Origin of the sequence: Actinomadura physcomitrii (genome assembly GCF_008923205.2) — a bacterium.
Lineage (GTDB): Bacteria > Actinomycetota > Actinomycetes > Streptosporangiales > Streptosporangiaceae > Spirillospora > Spirillospora physcomitrii.
In genome coordinates this window covers 39,819-60,036 of sequence record NZ_WBMS02000051.1, presented here as the reverse complement: position 1 = coordinate 60,036, position 20,218 = coordinate 39,819, and the positions used below count along the sequence as shown (strand labels likewise).

The 20,218-nt window shown below is 74.4% G+C and carries 20 protein-coding genes; 6 read left to right on the top strand and 14 right to left on the bottom strand.

What is annotated here, in order from left to right; genetic code table 11:
* Window positions 1-3: 3 nt before the first annotated feature.
* Both argJ and argC read right to left on the bottom strand, forming a co-directional pair.
* Window positions 4-1,161: a bifunctional glutamate N-acetyltransferase/amino-acid acetyltransferase ArgJ gene (argJ, locus tag F8568_RS40195; RefSeq protein WP_151599025.1), complete on the bottom strand. Its 1,158-nt coding sequence runs from the start codon at window positions 1,159-1,161 to the stop codon at window positions 4-6.
* A complete protein-coding gene (gene argC, locus F8568_RS40190; RefSeq protein ID WP_151599024.1) occupies window positions 1,158-2,186 on the bottom strand; it encodes an N-acetyl-gamma-glutamyl-phosphate reductase in 1,029 nt (342 codons plus the stop codon). Before argC ends, argJ begins: the two co-directional genes overlap by 4 nt.
* A 246-nt stretch (window positions 2,187-2,432) precedes the next feature.
* On the opposite strand from argC, the gene F8568_RS40185 reads away from it, so the two are divergent.
* Genes F8568_RS40185 through F8568_RS40175 form a run of 3 tightly spaced genes read left to right on the top strand, consistent with a single transcriptional unit; the run spans window position 2,433 to window position 4,740 of the window.
* Window positions 2,433-2,930: a MarR family winged helix-turn-helix transcriptional regulator gene (locus F8568_RS40185; protein ID WP_151599023.1), complete on the top strand. Its 498-nt coding sequence runs from the start codon at window positions 2,433-2,435 to the stop codon at window positions 2,928-2,930.
* Window positions 2,927-3,895 (top strand): ABC transporter ATP-binding protein, encoded by a 969-nt coding sequence (locus F8568_RS40180; RefSeq protein ID WP_151599021.1) that lies wholly within the window; start codon window positions 2,927-2,929, stop codon window positions 3,893-3,895. The genes F8568_RS40185 and F8568_RS40180 overlap by 4 nt, the downstream gene beginning before the upstream one ends.
* Window positions 3,892-4,740 carry an ABC transporter permease gene (locus F8568_RS40175; protein ID WP_151599019.1) on the top strand — a complete coding sequence of 283 codons (849 nt, stop codon included), beginning with the start codon at window positions 3,892-3,894 and terminating at the stop codon, window positions 4,738-4,740. The genes F8568_RS40180 and F8568_RS40175 overlap by 4 nt, the downstream gene beginning before the upstream one ends.
* A gap of 295 nt (window positions 4,741-5,035) precedes the next feature.
* On the opposite strand, the gene pheT is transcribed toward F8568_RS40175, so the two are convergent.
* The 8 genes from pheT to infC form a co-directional block, all read right to left on the bottom strand.
* Window positions 5,036-7,513, bottom strand: coding sequence for a phenylalanine--tRNA ligase subunit beta (pheT, locus tag F8568_RS40170; protein WP_151599017.1), 2,478 nt, complete (start codon window positions 7,511-7,513; stop codon window positions 5,036-5,038).
* Window positions 7,513-8,622, bottom strand: coding sequence for a phenylalanine--tRNA ligase subunit alpha (gene pheS, locus F8568_RS40165; protein WP_151599015.1), 1,110 nt, complete (start codon window positions 8,620-8,622; stop codon window positions 7,513-7,515). Before pheS ends, pheT begins: the two co-directional genes overlap by 1 nt.
* Window positions 8,623-8,756: 134 nt before the next feature.
* Window positions 8,757-9,845 (bottom strand): sensor histidine kinase, encoded by a 1,089-nt coding sequence (locus F8568_RS40160; RefSeq protein ID WP_407924512.1) that lies wholly within the window; start codon window positions 9,843-9,845, stop codon window positions 8,757-8,759.
* 162 nt (window positions 9,846-10,007) lie between these two features.
* Window positions 10,008-10,553 (bottom strand): STAS domain-containing protein, encoded by a 546-nt coding sequence (locus F8568_RS40155; protein ID WP_151599010.1) that lies wholly within the window; start codon window positions 10,551-10,553, stop codon window positions 10,008-10,010.
* 373 nt (window positions 10,554-10,926) lie between these two features.
* Window positions 10,927-11,742 carry a TrmH family RNA methyltransferase gene (locus F8568_RS40150; RefSeq protein WP_151599008.1) on the bottom strand — a complete coding sequence of 272 codons (816 nt, stop codon included), beginning with the start codon at window positions 11,740-11,742 and terminating at the stop codon, window positions 10,927-10,929.
* Window positions 11,743-11,776: 34 nt separating this feature from the next.
* On the bottom strand, window positions 11,777-12,145 hold the full coding sequence (gene rplT, locus F8568_RS40145) for a 50S ribosomal protein L20 (protein ID WP_151544049.1): 369 nt from the start codon (window positions 12,143-12,145) through the stop codon (window positions 11,777-11,779).
* Between the two features lie 69 nt (window positions 12,146-12,214).
* Window positions 12,215-12,409 carry a 50S ribosomal protein L35 gene (gene rpmI, locus F8568_RS40140; RefSeq protein ID WP_067468638.1) on the bottom strand — a complete coding sequence of 65 codons (195 nt, stop codon included), beginning with the start codon at window positions 12,407-12,409 and terminating at the stop codon, window positions 12,215-12,217.
* Window positions 12,410-12,769: 360 nt separating this feature from the next.
* The gene (gene infC, locus F8568_RS40135) at window positions 12,770-13,327 is read right to left on the bottom strand and encodes a translation initiation factor IF-3 (RefSeq protein WP_328601241.1); all 558 of its coding nucleotides are present in this window, start codon (window positions 13,325-13,327) and stop codon (window positions 12,770-12,772) included.
* Between the two features lie 583 nt (window positions 13,328-13,910).
* On the opposite strand from infC, the gene F8568_RS40130 reads away from it, so the two are divergent.
* The gene (locus F8568_RS40130) at window positions 13,911-14,408 is read left to right on the top strand and encodes an NUDIX domain-containing protein (protein ID WP_151599003.1); all 498 of its coding nucleotides are present in this window, start codon (window positions 13,911-13,913) and stop codon (window positions 14,406-14,408) included.
* 7 nt (window positions 14,409-14,415) lie between these two features.
* Complete coding sequence (locus F8568_RS40125; protein WP_151599002.1) at window positions 14,416-15,375, top strand: PfkB family carbohydrate kinase; 960 nt, start codon at window positions 14,416-14,418, stop codon at window positions 15,373-15,375.
* Here the strand turns inward: F8568_RS40125 and F8568_RS40120 are convergent.
* Window positions 15,351-16,094: an HIT family protein gene (locus F8568_RS40120; protein WP_160573930.1), complete on the bottom strand. Its 744-nt coding sequence runs from the start codon at window positions 16,092-16,094 to the stop codon at window positions 15,351-15,353. The two genes, F8568_RS40125 and F8568_RS40120, sit on opposite strands and share 25 nt — an antisense overlap.
* Before the next feature lie 151 nt (window positions 16,095-16,245).
* On the opposite strand from F8568_RS40120, the gene F8568_RS40115 reads away from it, so the two are divergent.
* On the top strand, window positions 16,246-17,622 hold the full coding sequence (locus F8568_RS40115; RefSeq protein WP_160573929.1) for a prenyltransferase/squalene oxidase repeat-containing protein: 1,377 nt from the start codon (window positions 16,246-16,248) through the stop codon (window positions 17,620-17,622).
* Here F8568_RS40115 and F8568_RS40110 read toward each other — a convergent pair.
* From F8568_RS40110 to ruvX, 3 genes are read right to left on the bottom strand one after another with little or no spacing between them, the layout of a single operon-like run.
* A complete protein-coding gene (locus F8568_RS40110; RefSeq protein WP_328601238.1) occupies window positions 17,619-18,497 on the bottom strand; it encodes a shikimate dehydrogenase in 879 nt (292 codons plus the stop codon). The two genes, F8568_RS40115 and F8568_RS40110, sit on opposite strands and share 4 nt — an antisense overlap.
* A gap of 3 nt (window positions 18,498-18,500) precedes the next feature.
* Window positions 18,501-19,670, bottom strand: a complete 1,170-nt coding sequence (gene mltG, locus F8568_RS40105; RefSeq protein ID WP_151598996.1) for an endolytic transglycosylase MltG — start codon at window positions 19,668-19,670, stop codon at window positions 18,501-18,503.
* Window positions 19,667-20,125, bottom strand: coding sequence for a Holliday junction resolvase RuvX (gene ruvX / locus F8568_RS40100; RefSeq protein WP_151598994.1), 459 nt, complete (start codon window positions 20,123-20,125; stop codon window positions 19,667-19,669). Before ruvX ends, mltG begins: the two co-directional genes overlap by 4 nt.
* Window positions 20,126-20,218: the final 93 nt, after the last annotated feature.

The window sequence follows — 20,218 nt, the reverse complement described above, 5'->3', positions numbered from 1 at the left end:
CGGTCATGTCGAGTACGCCGAGTTCTCGTGGACGTAGTCGGCGGTGAGGTCGCTCGTCCAGACGGTGGCGCTGTGCGGGCCGGCCGACAGGTCGGCGGTGATCGTCACGTCGCGGGGGCGCATGTCGACCTTGTCGCGGTCGTCGCCGAACGAGCCGTTGCGGCACACCCACACGCCGTTGATCGCGACGTTGAGCTGGTCGGGCTCGAACACGGCGTCGGTGGTGCCGATCGCCGACAGCACCCGCCCCCAGTTGGGGTCCTCGCCGTGGACGGCGCACTTGAGCAGGTTGTTGCGGGCGATGGAGCGGCCGACGGTGACGGCGTCGTCCTCGGACGCGGCGCCGACGACCTCGATCGCGATGGCCTTGGACGCGCCCTCGGCGTCCACGAGGAGCTGCCGGGTGAGGTCGGCGCAGACCTCGGTGAGCAGCGCGGTGAACTCCTCCTCGCCGGGGACGGCGCCGGTCGCGCCGGACGCCATCAGCAGGACGGTGTCGTTGGTGGACGTGCAGCCGTCGGAGTCGAGGCGGTCGAAGGTGACGCGGGTGGCGGCGCGCAGCGACCGGTCGAGGGCCTCGGCGGGCAGGTCGGCGTCGGTGGTGATGACGCACAGCATGGTGGCCAGGGACGGGGCGAGCATGCCCGCGCCCTTGGCCATCGCGCCGATCATGTAGCCGCCGTCGCCCTGCCGGAAGGAGATCTTCGCGACGGTGTCGGTGGTGCGGATGGCGTCGGCGGCGGCGAGGCCGCCGTCGCCGCGCGACAGCTCGGCGACGGCCTTGTCCATGCCGGGCAGCAGCGCGTCCATCGGCAGCCGCTCGCCGATCAGGCCGGTGGAGCAGACCGCGATCTCGCCGGCGGAGTCGGCGAGCAGCTCGGCGGCCTTCTCCGCGGTGGCGTGCGTGTCCTGGAAGCCGGGGGCGCCGGTGCAGGCGTTGGCGCCGCCGGAGTTCAGCACGACCGCGCGGACGCGGCCGCCCTTGAGGACCTGCTCCGACCACAGGACGGGCGCGGCCTTGACGCGGTTGCGGGTGAAGACGGCGGCGGCGGCGCGGGACGGCCCGTCGTTGACGACGAGGGCCAGGTCGCGGGTGCCGCTGTCCTTCAGCCCGGCGACGACGCCGGCGGCGCGGAAACCCCGGGGGGCGGTGACGCTCAAGGGGACACTCCGATCGTGGTCAGCCCGAGTTCTTCCGGGAGGCCGAGGGCGAGGTTGGCGCTCTGGACGGCGCCGCCCGCGGTGCCCTTGGCGAGGTTGTCGACGGCGGCGACCGCGATGATCCGGCCGGCGGCCTCGTCCAGGGCGACCTGGACGAGGGCGGTGTTCGCGCCGAGCGTCATGGAGGTGGCGGGCCACTGCCCCTCGGGCAGCAGGCCGAGGAACGGTTCCCCGGCGTAGGCGTCGCCGTAGGCGGCGCGGAGGGCCGCGGCGGTGACGCCGGGGCGGGCCTTGGCGGTGCAGGTCGCGAGGATGCCGCGGCTCATCGGGGCGAGCGTCGGCGTGAACGACACGGTGACCGGCTCGCCGGCGACGGCGCCGAGGTTCTGCGTCATCTCGGGGGTGTGCCGGTGGACGCCGCCGGCGGCGTAGGCGCTGACGGACCCCATGACCTCGCTGCCGAGCAGGTGCGGCTTGAGGGACCGGCCCGCGCCGGACGTGCCGGACGCGGCGACCACGACGACGTCGGGTTCGGCGAGCCGGGCGGCGAACGCGGGGAACAGCGCGAGCGTGACGGCGGTCGGGTAGCAGCCGGGGACGGCGATCCGCCTGGTGGAGCGGAGCGCGTCGCGCTGCCCCGGCAGCTCGGGCAGCCCGTAGGGCCAGGTGCCGGCGTGCGGAGTGCCGTAGAAGGCCTCCCAGGCGGTGGGGTCGGTGAGCCGGTGGTCGGCGCCGCAGTCGACGACGAGGACGTCGTCGCCGAGCTCGGCCGCGAGCGGCCCGGACCGCCCGTGCGGCAGGGCCAGGAACACCACGTCGTGGCCGGCGAGGGCGTCCGGGGTGGTCTCCTCCAGGACGCGCCCGGCCAGGGATCGCAGATGCGGCTGGTGCGCGCCGAGCTCCGTGCCGGCGTTGGCGCCGGCGGTGAGCGCGCCGATCTCGAACTCTGGATGTCCCGCGAGGATGCGCAGCAGCTCGCCGCCCGCGTAACCGCTGGCGCCGGCGACCGCCGTCCGGATTCCCATGTCCACTCCTTCGGAAGCAAGCAGTAAGAGTATGCACGCAACTGGAAATCTATTCAACGTGGAACGAGCGGTCAGCGCGTTCTGAGACGAGCGACACAGCCGCCGCGCGGCGGCCGGAGCCCGTCGCCGCGTCAACATGAGTTGACAGTGCACCGGCTGTCAACCTACATTGACATTCATGGTACGGCGAGTAATTAGGCCTCTAAAGATTTGCCCTCGAAACATCAGTGCCCTAACATCACCGCCATGGAGAACCTCGGCTTCGGCGACCTCACGGTCCTCGGCCCCATGGAGCAGTGGCCCGTCGGCCGGCTCTTCGCCGTCGCCTCGCGGCTGTCCGGGCCCGTCGTCTGGCGGATCGTCGAGAAGCACGGGATCAGCCCGGCGGGGTTCTTCCTCCTCCGCCTGCTGGTCGTCGAGGACGGCCTGCGGCCCGGCGAATGCGCCAGGCGGCTGATGGTCACCCCCGCCACGATCACCTCGGTGGTCGACACGCTGGAGCGCAACGGGCACGTCCGGCGCGAGCGCTCCTACCGCGACCGGCGCGGGGTGATGCTGCGCATCACCGACGAGGGGCGGCGGCTGCTCGTCGATAAGTCCCAGCCGATCGGCCAGGACCTGCAAGAGCTCTACGGCGTCGTCGAAGAGGGGGACGAGGCGGCCGTCCGCCGGTTCCTGGTCAACCTGATCAAACAGTTCGAGACCTACTCCGAGGGCACGCAAGGGAAGGGAGACCGCGCGTGAGCGCACCCCCCGAGCCCGCCGTCCAGACGGTGGAGCTGACGAAGACCTACCCCGCCGCCGGCCCGCGGCCCGAGGTGCCCGCCGTCCGCGGCATCGACCTGGACGTGCCGCGCGGCGAGTTCTTCGGCCTGCTCGGCCCGAACGGCGCGGGCAAGTCCACGACCATCGGCATGCTCACCACGCTGGTCGTCCCGACCGGCGGCACCGCGCGGGTGACCGGGCTGGACGTGGTGAAGGACGCCGTCGAGATCAAGCGCCGGATCGGCGTCGTGTCGCAGAACAACACCCTCGACAGCGACCTCACCGCCGCCGAGAACCTGGAGTTCCGCGGCCGGTTCTTCGGGCTCGGCGCGCGCGACGCGCGGCGCCGCGCCGACGAGCTGATGGAGCTGTTCGGGCTCACCGAGCACCGCAAGGGCAACCCGTTCGAGATGTCGGGCGGGCAGGCCAAGCGGGTGATGATCTGCCGGGCCCTGATGCACGGGCCCGAGGTGCTGTTCCTGGACGAGCCGACCGCCGGCCTCGACCCGCAGACCCGCACGAACCTGTGGGAGGTGCTGCGCGGCCTGCAGGCCGGCGGGCAGACGATCCTGCTCACCACCCACTACATGGAGGAGGCCGAGGCGCTCTGCGACCGGGTCGCGGTCGTCGACCACGGCAAGATCCTCGCCGCGGGCACCGTGGACGAGCTGAAGAACGCGGCGGGCGCCGACACCGTCATCACCGTCGCCTACGACGCGCCCGCGCCCGACCAGATCCACAAGCTCGCCGACCGCGACGGCATCAGCAAGGTCGAGGTGAACGACGGACAGGTCCGGGTGTTCGCGACCGAGCCCGACGGGATCCTCGGCGAGCTGGTCGCGATCGGGGCGGCCGCCGGCGTCGGCGTCACCGACGCCACCCAGCTGCGCCCCAGCCTCGAGACCGTCTTCCTCACCCTCACCGGAAGGGAATACCGAGAATGACCGCCCCGGCCGCGACCGTCCTGACGCCCCCGCCGCCGGCGCGGGCGACGATCCCCCGCACGTTCGGCGCGATGATGGCGCGCGAGGCGCGGGTGATGCGCAAGAACTTCCTGTCGACGTTCGTCCGGGTGCTGGTGCAGCCGGTGATGTTCGTGTTCGTGTTCTCGTACGTGCTGCCGAAGCTCGGCGGCGGCGCGATGGCGGGCGGCCCCGGCGGGCCGACCTTCTCCACGATCCTCGTGCCCGGGCTGGTCGGCTCGTCCATCATCATGCAGGCGATGATGGCGGTGATCTTCCCGCTGATGATGGAGCTGAACTGGCAGAAGTCCATCACCGACCGGGCGCTGGCGCCGGTGCCGATCCCGCTGCTGGCGGTGCAGAAGATCATCGCGGCGGCCCTGCAGGGGCTGATCGGCGGGCTGCTGGTGTTCCCGGCCGTGCTGCTCATCCACGCCGAGGGCCAGTCCCCGCACGTGCACGTGGAGAACTGGCCCGTGCTGGTCGTGGTGATGGTGGCGGGGTCGCTGCTGGCCGCCGCCGGCGGGCTGCTGCTCGGCACGCTGCTGAACCCGCAGAAGGTGCAGGTCCTGTTCGCGATGGTGCTGCTGCCGATGACGATGCTCGGCTGCGTGTACTACCCGTGGTCGGCGCTGGACCACATCCGGTGGCTGCAGGTCCTCAGCCTGTTCAACCCGCTCGTCTACGTCAGCGAGGGGCTGCGCAGCACCCTGACGCCCGGCATCCCGCACATGCCGGCGTGGGCGTTCCTGCTGGCCATCGTCGGCGGGACGGCCCTGCTGACGTGGGCCGCGACCCGCACGTTCACCCGCCGCGTCCTGACCTGACCGGCGGCCCGGGGCCCCGCGCGGACGTTCCGCGCGGGGCCTTGCGCGTCGCGCGCGGGCCGGGGGCCGGCCGCCGATTCCCAGTGGATCGGCGGGGCGCGTGCCGCCATGCTGAACCCATGGGACCCGTCAGCCCGGTCTTCGCCGGGCGCGCCGCCGCGCTGGCGGCGCACCTTCTCCATCCTCGGCGGGATCCTCGTGCCGGTCGCGGCGCTGCCCGGCTGGCTGCACCCCTTCACGTGCCCCGGGCCTGCGGCAGGCCCGGGGCACGTTTCCGCAGATGAGACGCGGCAGGTCAGGCGCCGCGCAGCACGGCGCCGGTGCGCTCGGCCGCGACGGCGACCGCGGCGTCGCGGGCCTGCGACGCCTCCTCGGCGGTGAGGGTGCGGTCCGGCGCGCGGAACCGCAGCGAGTAGGCCAGGGACTTGCGGCCCTCCCCCACCTGCTCGCCGGTGTAGACGTCGAACAGCCGGATCGCCTCCAGCAGCTCGCCCGCGCCGTCGCGCAGCGCCGCCTCCACCTCCGCGGCGGGCACGCCGGAGTCGACGACGAGCGCGACGTCCTGCGTGGCGACCGGGTAGGTCGACACGTGCGGCGCGCGGACCGTCACCGGCTCGCCGAGGCGGCGTAGCTCCAGCTCCATCGCGCAGGTGCGGGCCGGCAGGCCGTACGCCTTGGTGACGCGCGGGTGCAGCTCGCCGGCGTGCCCGACGAGCGTACCGCCCACGTACAGCGCGGCGCAGCGGCCCGGATGCCAGGGCGCGTGCTGGTCGGCCTTCACCACCGGCTCCACGCCGACCTCGGCCGCCACCAGCCGCGCCGCCTGCACCGCGTCCGCCCACAGCGCCGGACGGCCGCCGCCCCACCAGCCCGAGGGCTCGCGGTCGCCGGACAGCACGACCGCCACCCGGTGCGGCTGGTCCGGCAGCGCCGCCTCGACGGACGCGACCTCCTCGGCCGTCGGGCCGCGGTCCACCGCGAGCCGCGGCGCCCGCTCCGGCGCGTCCGGGCGCGGCCGGAACACCACGCCCATCTCGAACAGCGCCGTGTCGGGGAAGCCCCGCCCGACGTTGTGCGCCAGCGTCCGCAGCAGGCCCGGCAGCAGCGTGGTGCGCAGCAGCGGCTCCTCCTCCGATAGCGGGTTCGCCAGCCGCAGCGCGCGGCGGCGCACGTCGTCGGCGGGCAGCTGCAGGTCGTCCCAGTCCTTCGCGGAGACGAACGGGAACGCCAGCACCTCGACGTACCCGGCGCCGGCGAGCGCCCGGCCGACCCGGCGGCGCAGCCGCTGCTCGGCCGTCAGGCCCCGCCCGGCCGACGGGCGCGGCGCGCGCACGGGGATGTCCTCGTAGCCCTCGAGCCGGATGACCTCCTCGGCGAGGTCGTTCGGGTCGGTGAGGTCGGGGCGCCACGACGGCGGCGCCACCGTCAGGACGTCGCCCCCCTCGACCGCGCAGCCGACCTGCTCGAGCCGCCGCACGACCGCGTCGCGGCCGTACGCCACGCCCGCGACCCTGTCCGGGTGCCCGGCCGGCATCGTGATCGTGACGCCCGCGACCGGCGCCTCGGCATGCGTGACGCCCGGCACGATCTCCGCGCCGCCGAGCTCCGCCAGCATCCGCGCCGCGCGGTACGACGCGTACAGCGGCAGCTCCCGGTCGACGCCGCGCTCGAACCGGTAGGACGCCTCGCTGTGCAGCTTGTGCCGGCGGCTCATCCGGGCGGTGCCGATCGCGTCGAAGTGCGCGGCCTCGATGACCATGTCGGCCGACCGGTCGTCGATCTCCGTCGCGAGGCCGCCCATCGTCCCGGCCATCGAGATCGGGCCCGACTCGTCGGTGATCAGGATGTCCTCGGGGTCGAGGGTGCGCTTGACGTGGTCGAGGGTCTCCAGGCTCTCGCCCTTCTCGGCGCGCCGCACCACGATCGGGCCGGTGAGCTTCGCGCGGTCGAACGCGTGCAGCGGCTGCCCGAGCTCCAGCATCAGGTAGTTGGTGACGTCGACGGCCAGCGACACCGGGCGCATCCCCGCGCGGTGCAGGCGCACCTGCATCCACATGGGGGTCCGCGCGTCCGGGTCGAAGCCGCGGACCTCCCGCAGGACGAACCGGTCGCACGCGGTCGGGTCGCCGATGCTCGCCGGGTACGCCTCGCCGTTCTTGGCGGGCAGCTCCACGTCCGCCGGGTCCTTGAACGGGACGCCGTAGGCGATCGCCGCCTCCCGGGCGATGCCGCGGATCGACAGCGCGTAGCCGCGGTCCGGGGTGACGGCGATGTCCAGGACCTCGTCGCGGATGCCGAGCAGCTCGACGGCGTCGGCGCCGACCGGCGCGTCCGGCGGCAGCACGAGGATGCCGCTGTGGTCGTCGCCGATGCCGAGCTCGGTGACCGAGCAGATCATGCCCTCGGACATCCTGCCGTAGGTCTTGCGGGCGCCGATCCGGAACCCGCCGGGCAGCACGCCGCCCGGCAGGACCACCACGACGCGGTCGCCGGCCGCGAAGTTCGTCGCGCCGCAGATGATGTTCTGCGGCTCGCCGGTGCCGTTGGCGTCGCCGACGTCGACCCGGCAGTACCGGATCGGCTTCTTGAAGCCGGTCAGCTCCTCGATCTCGAGGATCTCGCCGACCACGAGCGTGCCGGAGATGTCGGCGCCGGCCTGCTCGACCGTCTCGACCTCCAGGCCCGCCGCGATCAGCTTGGCGGCCAGGTCCCGGCCCGTCACGCCGGCGGGCAGCTCGACGTGCTCGCGCACCCAGGAAAGCGGGGCCCGCATCAGATCTCCGTCCCGAACGGGAGGGTGAACCGGACGTCACCCTCCACCATGTCGTACATGTCCTCCACGCCGTGCCGGAACATCAGCGTCCGCTCGACGCCCAGCCCGAACGCCCAGCCGCTGTAGCGGTCCGGGTCGACACCGCAGGCCACCAGCACCCGCGGGTTGACCATGCCGCAGCCGCCCAGCTCGATCCAGCCCTCCGAGCCGCACGTGCGGCAGGGCTCGCCGCCCGGCTCGGCGGACGCGCCCCGGCACACGAAGCACTGCATGTCCACCTCCGCCGACGGCTCGGTGAACGGGAAGTACGACGGCCGGAACCGGGTCTTCAGCCCCTCGCCGAACATGCCGGTGACGAACGCGGCGATGCCGCCGCGCAGGTCCGCCATCGTCAGGCCCTCGTCGACCGCGAGGCCCTCCAGCTGGTGGAACACCGGGCTGTGCGTCGCGTCCAGCTCGTCGGTGCGGAACGTGCGGCCCGGCGCGACCACGTACACCGGCAGCGGCCGCGACAGCAGCGATCTGATCTGCATCGGCGAGGTGTGCGTGCGCATCACCAGCCCGGACCCCTCCGACTCCACGAAGAAGGTGTCCTGCATGGTGCGGGCCGGATGGTCCGGCAGGAAATTGAGTGCGTCGAAGTTGAACCACTCCGCCTCGACCTCGGGGCCCTCGGAGACCTCGAAGCCCATCGCGACGAAGACGTCGGCCATCCGCTCCTGCATGGTGGTCAGCGGGTGCCGGGCGCCGCGCGGCGCGCGGTCCCAGGGCAGGGTGACGTCGACGGTCTCCTCGACGAGGACCCGCTGGTCGCGCTCCTCCTCCAGGGCGGCCTGGCGCTCCTTCAGCGCCTTGGACACCGCGCCGCGGGCGGCGCCGATGCGCTTGCCCGCGTCGGCGCGCGCAGCCGGCGGCAGCGCGCCTATCTCCCGGTTGGCGAGCGCCAGCGGGGAACGGTCGCCGGCGTGCGCCAGGCGGACCTGCTTGAGTGCGTCGAGGTCGGCGGCCGCGGCGATCGCCGCGAGCGCCTCGTCGCGGGCCCGGTCCAGCTCCTCGGGCTGCAGCGCGGACACCTCGACGGGGTCATAGGACTTGTTGGGTGCAGACATGGTGGTGTGATCGACTCCGGTCGGCGTGGGACGCCCGCAGTCTAGTGCGCGGGCGGTGAACATCCGGAAAGCGTGCGCGTGGCGCGCGGCCCGCCCGGAGCCCTTCCGCGGCCGCGGTCGCGCCCGGGTCGGGCTCAGCTCGCGTGGTCGGGGGCCCCGGCGGGCACGGTAAATCGGAACTCGGCGCCGCCGCCGGGCGCCCGCCGCACCGTGATCGCGCCGCCGTGCGCCTCGACCAGGCCCTTCACGATGTAGAGGCCGAGCCCGGTGCCGCCGCGCCGGTTACCGCCCGGGCCGCGCCAGAACTGCCGGAAGACGCGCTGGACGGCCTCGGGCGGTATGCCCTCGCCCTCGTCGCGCACCGACACGGCCGCCCCCTCCTTGTGCGCGTCCGGCTCCACCACGATGGTGACAGTGCCGGCGCCGTGCCGCACCGCGTTTTCCACCAGGTTGCCGAGAATCTGGTCCATCTTGTCGGGATCCAGCCACATCTCGGGGAGCTCGCCGCGGGCCTCGAACCGGAACCGGTCCGCGGCGTCGCCGGCGGCGACCCGGCCCGCGATGACCTTGCGGACCTCCTCGGGCAGGTCGACGACCTGGCGGCGCATCTCCAGCCGGCCCGCCTCGATCCGGGACACGTCCAGCAGCTCGGTGATCAGCCGGGTGACGCGGTCGGCGTCGGCGTTGACGGTCTCCAGCATGACCCGCTTCTGGTCGTCGTTGAAGCGGTGCCACTTGGCCAGCAGCGTCGCGGTGAAGCCCTTGACGCTGGTCAGCGGGGAGCGCAGCTCGTGCGCGACGGTCGACACCAGGTCGGCGCGGTCGCGCTCCTGGCGGGCGCGGTGCTGCGCGTCGCGCAGGCAGACGGTGAAGCGCTCGACCCGGCCGCCCTCGCCGCGCCGGTAGCCCGCGGTGACCAGCAGCTCGGTGCCGGCCAGGAACAGCGAGCGCTCGGGCTGCCTGGTGCGGGTCGCGAGGCCGTCGTAGGGGGCCAGGCACTTCCACCAGTCGCGGCCCTCGGCGTCGTGCAGCGGCAGGACGTCGCGGAAGTCGCGGCCCAGCGCGGCCGCGGCGGCGATCCCGGTCATCCGCTCGGCGGCGGCGTTGAACACCACGACGCGGGCGTCGCGGTCGGCGACCAGCAGCCCGTCCGGCAGGTCGTCCACCTGCCCGGGCTCGAAGAGAGCGCGCGCGGCCACGCCGGGGGGTTCCTCTCCGCCCACAGCGGCCTCCAGAACACCGGTAGAGCGCGGCCTGTCGAAAAGAGACTCTATCCGCAGTCGGGCCCCTTACGGGACCCGGAGAACGCCTCGCGGCAAGGCATTTGTAGCCACCGGGCAGGCCCTGGACGAGCACCCGCAGGGCTGGTTCCGGGAGCCGGGTCGTCAGCGGGAGCCGGTCGGCGAGTCCTGGCTCGCGAGCGCGGCCGCCACGTCCGCGTGCACCGCGAACAGCCGGTGCAGCCCGGTGATCCGCAGCAGCCTCAACTGGGCGGGGCGCACCCCGGCCAGCACGATCTCGCCGCCGGACGCGCAGACCTCGTTGTGCGCGCCGACCAGCGCGCCGAGCCCCGCCGCGTCGCAGAACGGGACGGCGGCGAAGTCCAGCACCAGCCGGCGCGCCCCCGCGGCGTGCGCCCTGACCAGCGCGGCCCGCAGGCCGTCCGCGGTGTGCAGGTCGATCTCCCCGGCCACCGCGACGACGGCGGTCCCCGGCCGCCGCTCGGCGACCTCGACCGCCAGGCCCGGCACCGGGCCGGCCGTCCACGCGCCGATCGCGTCGGGCGCCGCCGCAGCGGGGGCCGCGGCGCCGCGCGGGGCGGTGCCGGGCGCCGCGGAGCCGCGGGACGCGGCCTGGCCGGCGCCCGTCCGGCACCGGATCTCCGGCGCGCGCCGGCCCGGCCGTCTCGCCGGCCTGGTCTCCTCGGTCATCACGTTCGCCCCCCACTCTGCGCGGCTCCGTTGCCGCCCTGGTCAACGCCGCCCTGGTCAAAGACCTGGTCAACACCGTAAGCAGCGGGCCGGGACGGTGGAATCCACCACCGGGCCGGTATCCCGCTCCTACCTGGGAATGAGTCCCCCGCTCCGGCGGGCCCCCTGCCCCTCCGTCCGCGTCAAGACCATCTTCGCAGCTCACATGCCATGAAACGGCCCCGAACGCGACCGCTTGCGGCCAACCGGCCACGGAACGCATTGAACCTTCGCGCCCGTTCGTACGTGGCCGTCTGTTCGCCCGGGTCTCCCCGGGAGTTCGCCGCGCAGCGGCCGGTGCCGACCGCGCCGCGCCGGGTGCGCGCGGCCCGGCTCAGGCCGAGCGCTGCGCCCGCGCCGACGCGTACAGGCAGACGGCCGCGGCCGTCGCCAGGTTCAGGCTCTCGGCCCGGCCGTAGATCGGCACGCGGACGACCTCGTCCACGTGCCGGAGGATCTCCTCGGGCAGGCCCCACGCCTCGTTGCCGAACACCCAGGCGGTGGGCCGTGCCAGCAGCCCCTGGTCGATGGCCCCGTCCAGGGTGCGCTCGCCCGCGCCGTCGGCGGCCAGCACCGTCAGCCCCGCCCGCTTCAGCTCGGGGATCAGGACGTCGAAGCGCGGGCCGGTCACGACCGGCAGATGGAACAGGCTGCCCGCCGAGGCGCGCACGCACTTGCCGTTGTAGGGGTCGACGGACGCGTCGGTGAACACGACCGTCTCCGACCCCGCCGCGTCGGCGGTGCGCAGCACCGTCCCGGCGTTGCCGGGGTCGCGGACGTGCGCGAGGACGGTCACCAGCCGCGGGCCGGCCGCCAGCGCGCCGGCCAGCGGGACGTCCACGAACTCGCAGACCGCCAGCAGCCCCTGCGGGGTGACGGTCTGCGCCAGCTCGGCCATGATCTCGCCGCTGACCCGCAGCACCGGGACCCCGGCGCGCTCGGCGGCGCCGACCAGCTCGGGATGGCGGGTCTCGGCCTCGGCCGTGGTGAACAGCTCGGCCAGCCCGCCGGGGATCTCCAGCGCCTCCCGCACCGCCTGCGGCCCCTCGGCGAGGAACCGCCCCTCACGGCGCCGGAAGGCGCGTTTGGCGAGCCGGCGAGCGGCCTTCACCCGTGGTGATCGGATAGAGGTCAGCTCGCGGCCCGCCATGTCGCCGTACTCGCCCGTCGCCAGGTCGCCCGGCTCAGGCGGCCTCCGCCGGGAGCGCGTCCTTGGCCACCTTGACCAGGGCGGCGAACGCGGGGGCGTCGTTCACGGCGAGCTCGGCCAGCATGCGCCGGTCGACCTCGACCTCGGCGGCCTTCAGGCCCTGGATGAACCGGTTGTAGGTGATGCCGTTGGCGCGGGCCGCGGCGTTGATCCGCTGGATCCACAGGCGGCGGAACTGGCCCTTGCGGTCCTTGCGGTCCCGGAAGGCGTAGGTCATCGAGTGGAGCTGCTGTTCCTTGGCCTTGCGGTACAGCCGCGAACGCTGGCCGCGGTAGCCGCTCGACCGCTCCAGAACGACCCGACGCTTCTTGGCGGCGTTGACCGCCCGCTTCACGCGTGCCACGTGCTGAACTCCTTCGTGGGGGCCGGAGCCGTCCTGGCGCCGGCCGGTCGTCGATGTTGCCGGTCGGTGCTACTTGCGCAGCAGCTTCTTGATGTTCTTGGCGTCGGCGTCGGCCACCACGGCCGGGCCGGACAGGCGGCGCGTCCGCTTGGTGGGCTTGTGCTCGAGCAGGTGGTTCTTGTTGGCGCGGCGGCGCATCACCTTGCCGGAGCCGGTCAGCTTGAAGCGCTTCTTGGCACCGCTGTGGGTCTTGGTCTTCGGCATGGTCGCCGTCGTCTCCCTCGTTCCCGGGCCCCCGTGCGGCGGCACGGGGGCGCACCTGATCGGCGCGTCGCACTCGGACGCGTGCGGCGCGCCAGGTCAGGCTTCAATGTACGTGCGTGGCGCCCCCGCGAAAGCCGCGAGGCCGCCGGCGGGCCCGCCGCCGTGGCGGGGGCCCGGCGGCCCTTGCGGGCCGCGGGCGTTGCGGCCGGACCGGCGTTGCGGCCGGTCCGGCACCAAGGTCGTACAGGCACCGCGCCCGGTGCGCTCCGCACTGGGGCGGGCGGCATCCGGGGCAGCCGCCGACCGGGCGCCGGTGCCGCATCCGCGGCGGGCGTCCGGCTCGCGCGGCCCGGCGGCGGGTCAGGCCGAACCGGCCGCCGCGTCCTGCTCGCGGCTCGCGGCGCGCTCCGCCTTGGCCTCCGCCTTCTTCTTGTGCGGACCGAGCACCATGATCATGTTACGGCCGTCCTGCTTGGGCCGCGACTCGACGAAGCCGAGCTCCTCGACGTCGTCGGCCAGCCGCTGCAGCAGCCGGAAACCGAGCTCCGGGCGGGACTGCTCACGACCACGGAACATGATCGTGACCTTGACCTTGTCGCCGGCCTTCAGGAACCGCACCACGTGACCCTTCTTGGTCTCGTAGTCGTGCGGGTCGATCTTCGGGCGGAGCTTGATCTCCTTGATGATCGTGTGCGCCTGGTTCTTCCGCGCCTCACGCGCCTTCATCGCGGACTCGTACTTGAACTTGCCGTAGTCCATGAGCTTGGCGACGGGCGGGCGCGCGGTGGGCGCCACCTCGACCAGGTCGAGGTCCGACTCACGCGCGAGTTCAAGGGCCTTGGCGATGGGCACGATGCCCACCTGTTCGCCGTTCGGGCCGACGAGCCGGACCTCGGGCACGCGAATGCGGTCGTTGATACGCGGTTCGGCGCTGATGGGACCTCCTTGGGGCCGTTCTCAAGTTCTGGGACCGGTCGTACCCCGAGGCTCTCACGCGAAAAGCCCCGCACGACTCACGTGCGGGGCCACCTTCGGTCGCCCTGGACGGCGGAGCCGTCCGGGGACGACGGCGGGACGAGCGCGCCGCGCCCGTTCGCCGGACCGATACCCACCGGCCTCGCGGCCGGTCAGGTGGGAGGTGGCCTCCGCTTGAGCGCCCGGCGCGCGTGACCTCGTCGGTCGCGTGCACAGGGCCGGTCGACCACCAACACTACCACCTGCGGAGCACCTTCGCGCCTCGCAGGTTCCGCGTGCACCGCGAAGTACGCCGTTCGCTACAACCCGGCATGGCGGTGCCGCATTCCCGGGCGCGGGTCGTCCGCCGCGCCCCCCGGGGGAATGCGGGCGGGTCGCCTACCCCCGTCCGGCGGCCCTTCCCGCGCCTTTCCCGCGTGGAGGTGAGGGTCTTCTGGCCGGGCGGTCGCCTGGCCGCGGACGTCCGCGTTGTTACCGTGGTGCGAGGACGGCCCGGTGGGGCCGGCGCCAGAGAGGTATTCGCGCGATGCCCTCAGTCGAGACCGGTTCCCCCGGCCCTGTCAGCGCCTGGCCGCCGACCCGCCTGCAGTTCGCGCAGAAGGCGTTCATCACGGCCGCGGACCGGCTGCTGATGGTGCGCAAGGCGGCGTCCGACCCCTTCCAGCCGGGCCGCTGGGAGGTGCCCGGCGGGCGGCTGGACGTGCGCGGCGACCTTGACCTCGACGACCACATCCGGCGGGAGGTGTGGGAGGAGGTCGGCCTGAAGATCGATCCGGGGCCGCCGTTCCATCTGTGGCAGTGGTTCATGGACGACCGGTCCGCGGGCGCGCCGGGCGGGCGGGTCCGGGTGGTCGCGGCGGCCCGCCGCTGCCGCCCGCTGACGTTCGACGTCGCGTTCGGCAACCAGGACGAGAGCGACCACCTGGACGGATGCGCCTGGGTGCCGCTGGACGAGGTGTGCTCCTACCCGCTGATCCCGAGCCTGCGCCCGGTGGTGCGGGCGTTCCTGCCGCTCGCCCGCTGACGGCCGGATGGACGCGGACGCGGGCACGGGCAGCGCCGGCCCCTCCCCCGTGTGCCCGCCCGGCCCGGACGCGGCGGGCCGCCGCCGCTTCTCCCTGTTCGTGCTCGGGGACGTGCGGATCGAGGTGCGGGCGGAGCTGGCGGGCGTCCGGTTCGGGGAGCTGACCGCCGACCGGCTCTGCTACGCGCCGGCGCGCGCCCTGGTCGCGGGGACGGCGGTGAACCTGGCCCGGTGCGCGGTGGCGCGCTTCCGCCGGGTGAGCGTGCTGGCGAAGGTGGGGGACGACGAGTTCACGCCGGTGATCCGGCGGGAGCTGCGCCGGATCGGCGTCCGGGACCGGCTGCGGGTCGAGCCGGGCGCGCCGAACGGGGTGACGGTGATGCTGCGCGACGGGCCGGCCGGCGGCGGGCCGGGGGTGCGGCTGCTGGTGGCAGAGCCGGACGCGCCGGGCCGCCGGCTCACCGAGTCGGAGGTCCGCTCGGCGGCGGGCGCGATCGGCCGGGCGGACGTGCTGTTCCTGGACGGGTACTCGCTGCTGTCGCCGGTGTCGCGGGCGGCGCTGCGGGCGGCGGCGGAGGCGGCGCGCGCGGCGGGCACCCGAGTGGCGTTCGACCTCGTCCCGCACGACATCGACGCGCGGCTCGCGGCGGCGGACGTGCTGCCGCTGCTGTCGGCCGCCGACCTGGTGATCGCGGAGGCGCCGACGCTGGCGCGGGTGCTCGGCCGGCCGGTGCCCGCCGGGGCGGGCGAGGTGCGGGCGCTGGCACGCGCGCTGGACGACCTGGTCCCGGGGCGTCCGCTGTGGTTGCTGCGCTTCGGCCCTACGCGGCTGGAGCGGGTGCTGGCCTACCGGCGGGAACGGTTGCTGACGGAGTACGCGAGCGGATACCGGGAGGGTGACGTGCGGGCGGGTTTCGGTGACCGGCTGGCGGTCCGCGAGCTTTACTGGTGGCTGTCGTCGTGGTGATCGCGGCGGGGCGGGCCGTCGAGGGCGGCGGACGCGCGGCGCAGCGTCCGCAGGGTGCGCAGGAACCGGCGGCGGCTTTCGGGGAGGCCGAAGGTCTCCTGCCAGCGCCACGTCCCGCCCGCCGGGGCCGTCCCGGGCGCGGTGGCACCGTTCAGGGCGGCGGCGACGGCCCAGCGCAGGAACTGGCCGCGCACCCCGTCGCCGGAATGGACGGTCGCCGTCCCCCGCTCCTCGATGAGCAGGTAGGAGCGCCCGGCGCGGAAGCGGGCGCGGACCGCCGCGTATCCGGCGGGTGAGCCCGGCAGGCCCTGCCGCTCCACGACGCCGCGCACGCCCGGCGTCCCCGGGACGAAGTGCCAGTGCGCGTGGTCGATGCACGCGCCGCCGCCCTGCGGCAGCGCGGGCCCGTGCTCGAAGAGCAGGAGCTCGCCGGTGCCGTAGGCGTGCCGGTAGAGGCGGGCGACGCGGTCGCGCCAGTGCAGGGCACGGTCCCACAGCCGTTCGTCGAAGTCGCCCGCGCACTGGCGGTGCTCGCGCGTGACGAGGAGGAGGTGCCCGTCGGTGAGCGGCGCGACGTCCGGCATCAGCAGGAAGTCGCGGTCCCTTTCGAGGACGGACGGCTCGCCGGGCAGGCCGGCCATGGCGTTGATCCGGAACCGGAGGGGCGGGCACAGCACGCACTCGGAACCAGGCTCGGCCTGCACGGATGGCTCTGTCAACGCCTCCTCCAGCACACGGGAACACGGGCGGTCGCTTCCAGCGTGCCCACCGCCCGGCGCCGGTGATCTGTGCGGCGGTCGCCACAGTCCCGGGACCCGCGGGGTACAGAACTCGACCGCGTGGGCACATATGAGGAGAGAAGGCAGCACCGTGAACCAGACCTCCCAGCCCCCCGCACCGGCGCCCCGCGCCGCTCCCTCCGCCGCCGCGGCCACCGCCACCGCGGCCCCCGTCATCGACATGGCGGTGCTCGAAGCCCGCCTGAGCGAGTCCCTGGACGTCCTGCGCGACACCTACGCGCCCGCCCCCGGCAGCGGCGGCGGCTGGTACCACGAGCTGGCCCGGCCCGAGCCCGGGACGACCGCGACCGCGCTCGGGCTGCTGGCGTTCGTGGAGGCGGGCCGCCCCTTCGAGCACTTCGACGCGGGCCTGGCGTTCCTCGCCGAACGGCAGGCGGCGTCCGCGGACGCGCTGCGCGACGGCGGCTGGGCGACCCGGACCAGCCTCGGCATGCCCGTGGTCGAGGCGACCGGATGGATCGCCCGGTTCCTCGCCCGTGCCCGCTGCGACCTGCGCGAGGACGCTCCGGACCTGCGGCGCGCCTACCGGTGGCTGCTGCGCAACCAGAACCCCGACGGCGGCTGGGGTTCGCTGTACGGCTGCGCGTCCCGGGTGTGGCAGACCTGCCTGGCGCTGCGCGCGCTCGCCCAGCTGAACCCGTACGAACCCGCGGTGGACCGGGGTGTGGAGTGGCTGACGGCCGGCCGGACGGCGCACCGGCCCGCGTGGGGACCGGTGCCGGACGCCGCGCCGACCGTCACGCACACCGCGTTCGTCCTGGTGACCCTCGCCGAGGCCCGGCCGGGCCTGCGGACCGAGCGGCTGCTGGACGCCTACGACTGGCTGCTCGCCCACCTCGACCCCGACGACGACCACACCTGGATCGAGACCTACGAGGTGTCCCCGCACGGGCTCGGCTCCCGGCCGGTGTGGCGGCTCGCCCTGTGGCACTACGGCCTGCCGATCGCGCTGACCGCGCTGCTGCGGGACCCGCGCGGCCCGCACGGGCCGACGATCGCCCGCGCGTTCCGGACGCTGGTGCGCGGCGAGGTCGCCGATCCCCGCCTCGGCGGCCCGCCGGGCGGCGGCCGCACCTCCCTGTGGACGCTGTGGTGGCGGCTGGAGACGCTGATCGCGCTGTCCCGCGTCCCGCTCGCCGGGAGCGCGGACGTGCTGCACTGGTACCCGGACGCGACGGTCGTGCAGCGCGCGCACGCGCGCGAGCGGCCGGTGGCGGCGCTGCTGCCGCACCGCCGGCTCGTCGACCCGGTCGCGCTGGTGCGGCGGCACTGGCCGGCGCTGGTGCTCGGGTCAGTCTGCGTGTCGAGCGCGTTCGGCGTCACGCTCGGCGCGTGGGGCTGGCGCGACTTCTGGCTGAGCGTGATCGTGCCGATCGTGCTGGCCGGCGTGGACGAGTCGCTGAAACGGCGGCGGACGCCGCGCGGCCCGCCGCCCGCGGCCCCCTAGCCGCCGGCGGTGGCGGCGCGGCGGGCCAGTTCCGCCTCGCCGGCCTCGCGCATGGCCGCCACGGGGACCTCGTCGCGGCCGGTCATCAGCTCGACCTGCCGGACGGCCTGGTGCAGCAGCATCTCGAAGCCGCCGACGACCGTGCCGCCGGCGCGCTCGACGGCCGCGGCGAGGGCCGTCGGCCACGGCGCGTACACCACGTCGAACAGCGCGGCGCCGGACGCCGCGACGGGCCCGGCGAAGGCGTCGGCGGCCCGTCCCGGCAGGGTCGACACCACCAGCCCGGCGGGCAGGTGGTCGGCGACCCGGTCGAGGGTGACGACCCGCACCGCCAGCCCGCAGCGCTCGCCGACCTCGGCCGCCTGCGACGCCCGGCCCGGGTCGCGGACCGCGAGGACCGCCGCGTCCAGGCCCAGCGCGGCGAGCGCGGCCAGCGCCGAGGCGGCGGTCGCGCCGCCGCCCAGCACCAGCGCGCTGCCGGGCGAGCCGAGGCCCGCCTCGGCGAGCGCGGTGACGATGCCGTGCACGTCGGTGTTGTCGGCGTGCCGGCGCCCGTCGCGGAAGACGAGCGTGTTGGCGCCGCCGACCCGCTCCGCCAGTTCCGACACCGAGTCGGCGAGCTTCAGCGCGACCCGCTTGAGCGGCATCGTCAGCGACAGGCCCGCCCACTCGGGGCCGAGGCCGTCCAGCAACCGGGCGAGGCCGTCCTCGCCGCACTCGACGGCGTCGTAGCGCCAGCCGTCCAGGCCCATCGCCGCGTACGCCGCCCGGTGCAGCACCGGCGACAGCGAGTGCGCGATCGGCGAGCCCAGCACGGCCGCGCGCCGGACCTCGCCCACGTGCCCGCTACCCACCTGCCCGCTCCGATCCGTCACGCGTCAGCCGTTCGGGTGTTTCTTCTGCCACTCGCGGAACTCCTGCTCCAGCTTCTGGCGCTCGGCGTCGGTGCTGGCGAACTTCGTGACCTTGTGCGTCGGGTCGGTGGCCACGAAGTACAGCCAGTCCCCGGTCGCGGGCGACAGCGCGGCCTCGATCGCGTCGGGGCCGGGGTTGCAGATCGGTCCCGGCGGCAGGCCCTTGTGCTTGTAGGTGTTGTACGGGGAGTCGACCTGGAGGTCCCGGTTGCGCACGTCCAGCGTGCGCTTGTTCAGCGCGTACAGGACGGTGGTGTCGAACTGCAGCGCCATCCCGGCCTTGACCCGGTTGTAGATCACCCGGGAGATCTTCGGCAGGTCGTCCGGCTTGCCGCCCTCGGCCTGGGCGAGGCTGGCCAGCGTCAGCACCTTCAGCGGGGTGAGGTTCGCCTCCCGTGCCTTGCCCTCCAGGTCGGAGCTGCTCGCCTCCTTGTTGAACGCGTCGACCATCTGCTGGACGATCTTCCGCGCCGACCCGTTCGGGTCCAGGTCGTAGCGGCCCGGGTACAGGAAGCCCTCCAGCTTCCCGCCGGCGTACGACGGCAGCCCGAGGCCGCTGGTGTCCTTCGCGACCGCCTGGAAGTCCCGGACGGGGATGCCGGTCTTCTTCGACAGCAGCTGGAAGACCTCGGTCACGCGCTTGCCCTCGGGGACGGAGATCTGGTTGCCGGCCCGCGACTTCGGGTCCAGCAGCAGGGCCATCGCCGCCTTCGACGACATCCGCAGGCGCATCTGGTAGAAGCCCGGCTGGATGCTGGAGGCGCGCGTCTCGGCGTTGTAGACCTTCACGAACGCCCGGGTGCTCTTCACGACGCGGTGCTCCTGCAGCGTCGCCGCGATCACCGCGCCGCTCGCGCCGTCCTTCACCTGGACCGTGACACTGCCGGTCCCGGACCCGGAGTAGTCCGGCGGATGCAGCCGGTTGTCCAGGATCGCGACGCCGAACACGCCCGCGGTGCCGAACACCGCGACGATGAACGCCAGCGCGAACAGGAACGCGGCGCGGCCGCTGCGGCGGCGACGCTTCTGCCGCTTGCGGGCCCGCCGCTGGTTCCGCCTGCTCGGCGGCTCCTGCGGCTGCCCCTCCTCGTACGGATCACCGTACGGGTCGGAGAAGAGGTCCAGATCGTTCATGAGCTCCCCCGGACGATCTCGCCTGGGGGGCGCCCGGTCAACCGTTCCCCGTCCAGGGCGGCCTGAAGCAGGACCGCGGCGGCGGCCTGGTCCACGACCTTGCGGCGCGCCTGCCCGCGCACTCCCCCCGCCCGCAGCCCGCTCTCGGCCGTGACGGTGGTGAGCCGCTCGTCGTACAGCCGGACGGCCTCCGGGGGAAGGCGGTCGGCGAGCCTGGCGGCGAACCTGCGCGCCGACTGCGCCGCCGGGCCCTCGCGGCCCGACAGCGACGTCGGCAGCCCGACGACGACCTCGATCGCCTCGTGCTCGGCCACGAGGTCGACGAGCCGGTCGATGTCGCCCTTGCCGCTCTTCACGGTCTCCAGGGGCGTGGCGAGGATCCCGCCGGGATCGCACCGGGCCACGCCCACCCGGACGCTCCCCACGTCCACGCCGAGCCGCACGCCCTGCCTCATCGTCCCGCTCCGCTCCGCGGTGCGGGACGCCTCGCGGGCGGCGCCGCGTCCGTCACGAGCCTCATGACGCGCCGCCCCTTAACCCGCCCGCGG